This window comes from Persicitalea sp. (genome assembly GCF_041751555.1).
Classification (GTDB): Bacteria; Bacteroidota; Bacteroidia; order Cytophagales; family Spirosomataceae; genus Persicitalea.
The window spans coordinates 1-5114 of sequence record NZ_JBGSXF010000327.1 but is presented as its reverse complement, the minus strand read 5'-3'; the positions used below and the strand labels follow the sequence as shown (position 1 = coordinate 5114).

Below are 5114 nucleotides of genomic sequence, written 5' to 3'. Positions count from 1 at the left end.
GTCCTGCGAAGGATGCGGTGTAATTTCCATCGTCAGCTCCCGCCGGATCGAGTTCAGAAAATTGGGCAGGAGCCGAATCACGGTCTCCTTCGTGATGCCGTGCTGATCTTCCAGTCTTTTCAGGTGAAGCGCGTAGTTTTTGTCTTTCTCAAATCGCCGCAGTTCGGATTTGAATTTCAGGAACTGGCTGTAAATAGTGTTTCCTTGAATGATCAGTTCGGCGACGTGGCGGCAGGTTATCGCGTAGCCCTGTTCGTTAACAAAAAACATGGTAGCCGAACCAGGATCGATCTCGCCGCCCCCGTAATAGCGCGTGATGAAGTGGATGGGACGGGTAAAGCGATCGACTTTTTCAATGGCGGTGACGAACATTCAGGAGGGGAAGAGAGGGAAGGATTAAGGCACAAAGGCACAAAGCTAAACGGAATACTATGAGTTAGGTTCCACAACTAAACAGCTAAACAAATCAACAACTAAACTATTTCGCTCGAATGGGAGCAACGGCTTCGGTTTGGTCCCAGTTGAGGATGAGGTCGGTACCGTAGGGCTTTTCGTGGAAGAATATTTTGAAATCTTCTGTGACCTGAGGATTGACGCGGATAGGTACTTCGATACGGGCGAAGTCCATGCCGTCGTTGTATTCAGTACCCCATTGGCCTGTTTCGCGGTTAATCACGAGTTGCCATTTGGCCGGGCCGGGTACGGACCATAGCGAGTAGGTACCTGCCGGAACAGGCGTTTCGGCTACAGACACGTCGTTTGCGAAAGTGATGAGCGTGGCTTCGTTGGCACCGGTACGCCATACTTTGTCATAAGGGACGAGGGCATTGTCAGTTTCACGGCCAAAAATCAGGCGTCCTTTCTTAGCGGGGCGACAGTACTTCACGCGCACATCTAAGCCGTTCTGGTCAAATTCGGCTACGGCTTCGGGACTGAAGGATTTGGTGTAGCCTCGGTAACCAAAGAAAGCAGCGGCTACCAAAATGGCAAGGGCAATAGTGACGAGGAGTAGAACTTTTTTCTTCACGCTATTCGGGGCAAACGATACGGTAGAAGGTGTAGCTGACCGAAAAGCCGAGGTAGTAGTAAGTGTCTTTGGTGGTCATATCACCCTGATCCAGCTTGGCAGTCGTAGTAGGAATACCGCCCAGGTTGTCAAGGAAATCAGTAAATGTCTTGCGGGTGCCAAATTCCAAACCGATGTTCCAGGGACGGTTGATCTGGTACTTTACACCTATGCCATAGGGAAGTACCCAACCCTTGGTGGCGTAGTCCATGGTTTTCGGTTCGGGGGCAAAGCGCGAATAGCCTATCCCCGCAAAGACATAGGGGGTCCAATTCAATGCAAAACGGCGATCTTCATAATTTAGAAAATTATACTCCGTAACGAGGTTGGCTTCCGAGAGCTTCGTGCGAAACGATAGGTTGCGGGCTTTCTGGAAAGGGTCTTTGCTATAAGCGTCGTCGCCCGTGATGCTGCCCCGCATTATTTCAGCCCGAAACGTGACCGATCGGCTCGCGTTGTAGCGAAAAAACAGGCTCCCACCCGGTCGAAAAAAACGAGGATTTATAAAGGGAACAATGTCTCCCTTATAATTCAGCCCACCCAAACTAGCCCCAATCTCCACCTTCTGCGCCATGCCTGCACCGCTTACCAAAAGGAAAGACATAATTATAAAAACAAAACGCGGTAGGTCGAACAACTGGGATTAGAGCTTAAAAGTGAAAAGGTTTGTTTCTACGTTAAAAGCGGTTAGCCAGAAACCATGCTCCTGGCTAACCGCGTCGACTGTCCATTGCCAACTGTAAGTTTACTTCAAAGGTGGGCACTTGATTGGACTACCCAAAATATAAGTCAGATGAATATTACCCAGCACATAAACGTCGTTGCGGGCCGGGTTTCCCCGCAGCGTACCAGGTGTACCGTACTCAGTCTGCCCGATAGCTACGAAGGGATCAATCGCTGCGTCGTTTATGCCATACTGCTCATCCAAAAATCTGCGAAGCCCGGCGGTACGGTCTCCGCCCTTACGGGCTGCAGTTGGTTCAGCCGAGCGATTAGCCATGGCTCTTGCCAAATCATCTTTTAACACATTGGGGTCAGCGTAATAGCCGCCCACATCATCGAGGTAATTGCTAGTGGTCAGACGAACACCGATTTCCGCCGATACGTCGAAACGCTGGTTGATCTTATAGCGCACACCAAAGCCAACCGGAATAGCCAGCGTGACTAGCGAGTAAGGCTTTTGGTCTACACCTGGGCTACCCTGCCCTTCGGTACCAAGTGGCTGCAACTTTACCCATTGGTCGCCTATCAAGTCGGGTACGCGAGCCTCGGGACTGTGAGCCACGGCGGCGATACCCGCGAAAACGTATGGACTCCACTGCGGGCGACGGTCGTAGCTACGACTGTCGGGAATGATCTTGTAAATTCCCACCAACGCGAATTCTTTGAGATCGTTTCTGAAATGGAGGTTGCGGGCGAAGATGATGGGGTATCCTTTACCGTTATTGTTCAGCTTGAAGTCATCACCACTGATCCGGGCATAAGTGAAGGAGGCGCGCGCGCCAAACCGGGGGGTAAAGTGGCGGGCATAATTTACCGTGCCGTTCCACCGCATCATTCCGAAGATAGAGGCCAGCGGTCGCTTGTAGGGCGCCATTTCACCAAAATAACTGGATGTCCCGATTCCCAACGAAACGCTGGAATAGGGGACGAAACTACTGCTCTTGAACTGCGCCGTAGCTGCTTCACTTACCAATAGCAGCAGAATAGCGGCTGCCATTCCTACTGCTCTCTCTCTGCGGTTTCTCTCAAAAAATATGTGCATGAATCCAGGCCGATTTTTTGGCAAAATTAGAATAGTTGACGGTTTGTTAGGGGTATTTCTTCAAAGAAACGATATTGTTGGGGGTTTATTTGTCGAAGGATAGATTTGTTGGGTCGTTTGGTTAGCGAATTTGGTTTGTACAGAGCAAATTCTCTTTGTGGCTTTGCAACTTCCCTAATTTGACATCGTCTTCAACTCCTGCACACCCTGGGCATTACCGAGCAGCCGCTTGGCGCGAATGAAGCGGTTCTTTTCAAACTCGTCGTAGTTGGGCGCATCGGTGTTCATACTGCTGACGCGTACCTTGCCCGAAGCGTGAATGAATTCATCATTGCCAATCCACATACCCACGTGCGTGACTTTCTCGGCGGTCTCGTTTCCTGCCTTAGTACCAAAAAACAGCAAGTCACCGGGCCGCAGATTCTCGAACCCCCGGGCGGTATTCACTAATTCGCCCGAATGCACCTGTTGGGAAGCATCGCGGGGTAGTACCCAACCGTTGAGCAGGTAGATGGTTTTGGTAAAGCCGCTGCAATCCACACCCTTGTAGGAAGTGCCACCCCACAAATATGGTAAACCCATCATACGCTTGGCGGTACCAACTAGTTTGTCTTCGGAAATTGTCAGCGAGGCCAGCCATTCTGCGTAGGGTCGGGCGTCAGATTTGACGATGTACGCGGTGCGTCCATCGGGGTACTTTACATGATAAAACCCGTCCGCTTCGCCCAGCAATTTGAGCATATCACCCGCCACGAGATCAGAAACGGTCTGGCCTTCGGCATCGGTTTTCTCGTAGGAAAACGTGTAGGGAGCCAAAACAATTACTTTCTCGGCCAATTCCCACTCCGCAAATTCAGTTTTATTCATCCGATGAAAACCACCCCAGTCCAGCCATGCGATGTAGTGGTCGGGCGTCTGTACCAGGTACCAACCGCGGTCTTTGTCAAGTACTTTCAGGGGCATGCCCAGTAAAGCTTGCGTGGCTAATTCAGCGGCATCTCGGGGTTGTGAGCGTACGTTAGCCACTGACAGATTCACCACACCGTAAGTCTTTTCGCCCAGCACTTCGGCGGGCAGTGACTGGATACTATCCTGGTACTTCATACCGCTATCCGTTAGTTTTTTCAACAGGGTACTTTTTGCTTCGGGCAAATTAGATTTCCCTGTCAGGACACCTTTTTCGTCGGCTTCGACCTGGAAAATCGCCACCCGTCGGTCCGGCGCGTATTGCTGACGCACTTCTTCAATTGCTTTCTGCATAGGATTGTTAGACTGAGCATTGGCCCAGCCTAACCCTAATATTAGCATGATAAGTAAAAGGGTGGGTTTCATATTTGTAGCTTGATTTGTTTAGGTGTTTACGGAGCAGACCGCGCTGTCGCGTAATTGAGTAACTACATAAATCAGGGATCAATGGCTTTGTCACTTTGCTACTTTGTGCCTTTGGAACTTCCTCAAAAGCGCCGAAAGTTCGCTATTTTTACCGAAACCGCATTTCGCCGCCTCTATGATCGCCAGCTACAACCTCACTTTTGCCTATTCTCCCCAGAAAAAATTCGTATTTCCCGATCTGCGTTGCGCTGAGCGCGAAGCCCTGCTCATCCTTGGCCAGTCGGGCAGCGGGAAAACTACCCTACTCCACTTACTTGCCTTGCTGCTCCAGCCCCAATCCGGCGAAATCGAACTCAACGGAAAAAGTCTGCGCAACATCGACGTCCGGCAGGCAGGACAGGTAAGGGCGCAGCAGATCGGCATCATCTACCAGCGGGCGCACTTCGTCAGTTCATTGAGCGTATTGGACAATATTTTACTTGTCAATTATCTTGCCGATAAAAAACAAAATAAAGAAAAAGCCATCCACCTCGCCGAGCAATTGGGTTTTGACGAACATTTATTCAAGAAACCCAACCAGCTCAGCCAGGGCGAGCAACAACGCGCGAGCATTGCCCGTGCCCTGATGAACGACCCGACCGTTATCTTAGCCGACGAGCCCACCGCCAGTCTCGATGATGTGAATTGCCGGAAAGTAGTTGAGCTATTAAAAGAACAATCACAGTCCATCGGGGCCAGTCTCGTCGTCGTCACCCACGACCAGCGATTGAAGGCGGCGTTTGGGGAGTGGGTGACGTTGTGAAGGAAGGCACAAAGGAAAATATCAGTTTTGCATCATGGCTACTCATAGACTAAAAAATGAATCTTGCTAAAATAAGTTGGGCCAACCTCAAAGAAAAGAAGCTGAGCAGCTTTCTGAGCGGGTTGTTACTGGCGTTGGGGATCGGGATT

General features: G+C 50.5%; 5 protein-coding genes and 1 pseudogene. 1 reads left to right on the top strand and 5 read right to left on the bottom strand.

From position 1 onward, the window contains the following. The 5 genes and pseudogenes from ACEW8P_RS11735 to ACEW8P_RS11715 all read right to left on the bottom strand — a co-directional run. Positions 1-372 (bottom strand): annotated as a pseudogene (locus ACEW8P_RS11735) (serine protease); the annotation flags it as partial. 106 nt (positions 373-478) lie between these two features. Further along, positions 479-1027, bottom strand: a complete 549-nt coding sequence (locus tag ACEW8P_RS11730) for a DUF2911 domain-containing protein (RefSeq protein WP_373513269.1) — start codon at positions 1025-1027, stop codon at positions 479-481. A 1-nt stretch (position 1028) separates the two neighbouring features. Then, the gene (locus ACEW8P_RS11725) at positions 1029-1670 is read right to left on the bottom strand and encodes a DUF6089 family protein (protein ID WP_373513268.1); all 642 of its coding nucleotides are present in this window, start codon (positions 1668-1670) and stop codon (positions 1029-1031) included. Positions 1671-1811: 141 nt separating this feature from the next. Beyond that, the gene (locus ACEW8P_RS11720; RefSeq protein ID WP_373513267.1) at positions 1812-2831 is read right to left on the bottom strand and encodes a DUF6089 family protein; all 1020 of its coding nucleotides are present in this window, start codon (positions 2829-2831) and stop codon (positions 1812-1814) included. 174 nt (positions 2832-3005) lie between these two features. Next, positions 3006-4163, bottom strand: coding sequence for an NlpC/P60 family protein (locus tag ACEW8P_RS11715; RefSeq protein ID WP_373513266.1), 1158 nt, complete (start codon positions 4161-4163; stop codon positions 3006-3008). 175 nt (positions 4164-4338) lie between these two features. On the opposite strand from ACEW8P_RS11715, the gene ACEW8P_RS11710 reads away from it, so the two are divergent. Beyond that, on the top strand, positions 4339-4965 hold the full coding sequence (locus tag ACEW8P_RS11710) for an ABC transporter ATP-binding protein (RefSeq protein WP_373513265.1): 627 nt from the start codon (positions 4339-4341) through the stop codon (positions 4963-4965). The last annotated feature ends 149 nt before the right edge of the window (positions 4966-5114 follow it).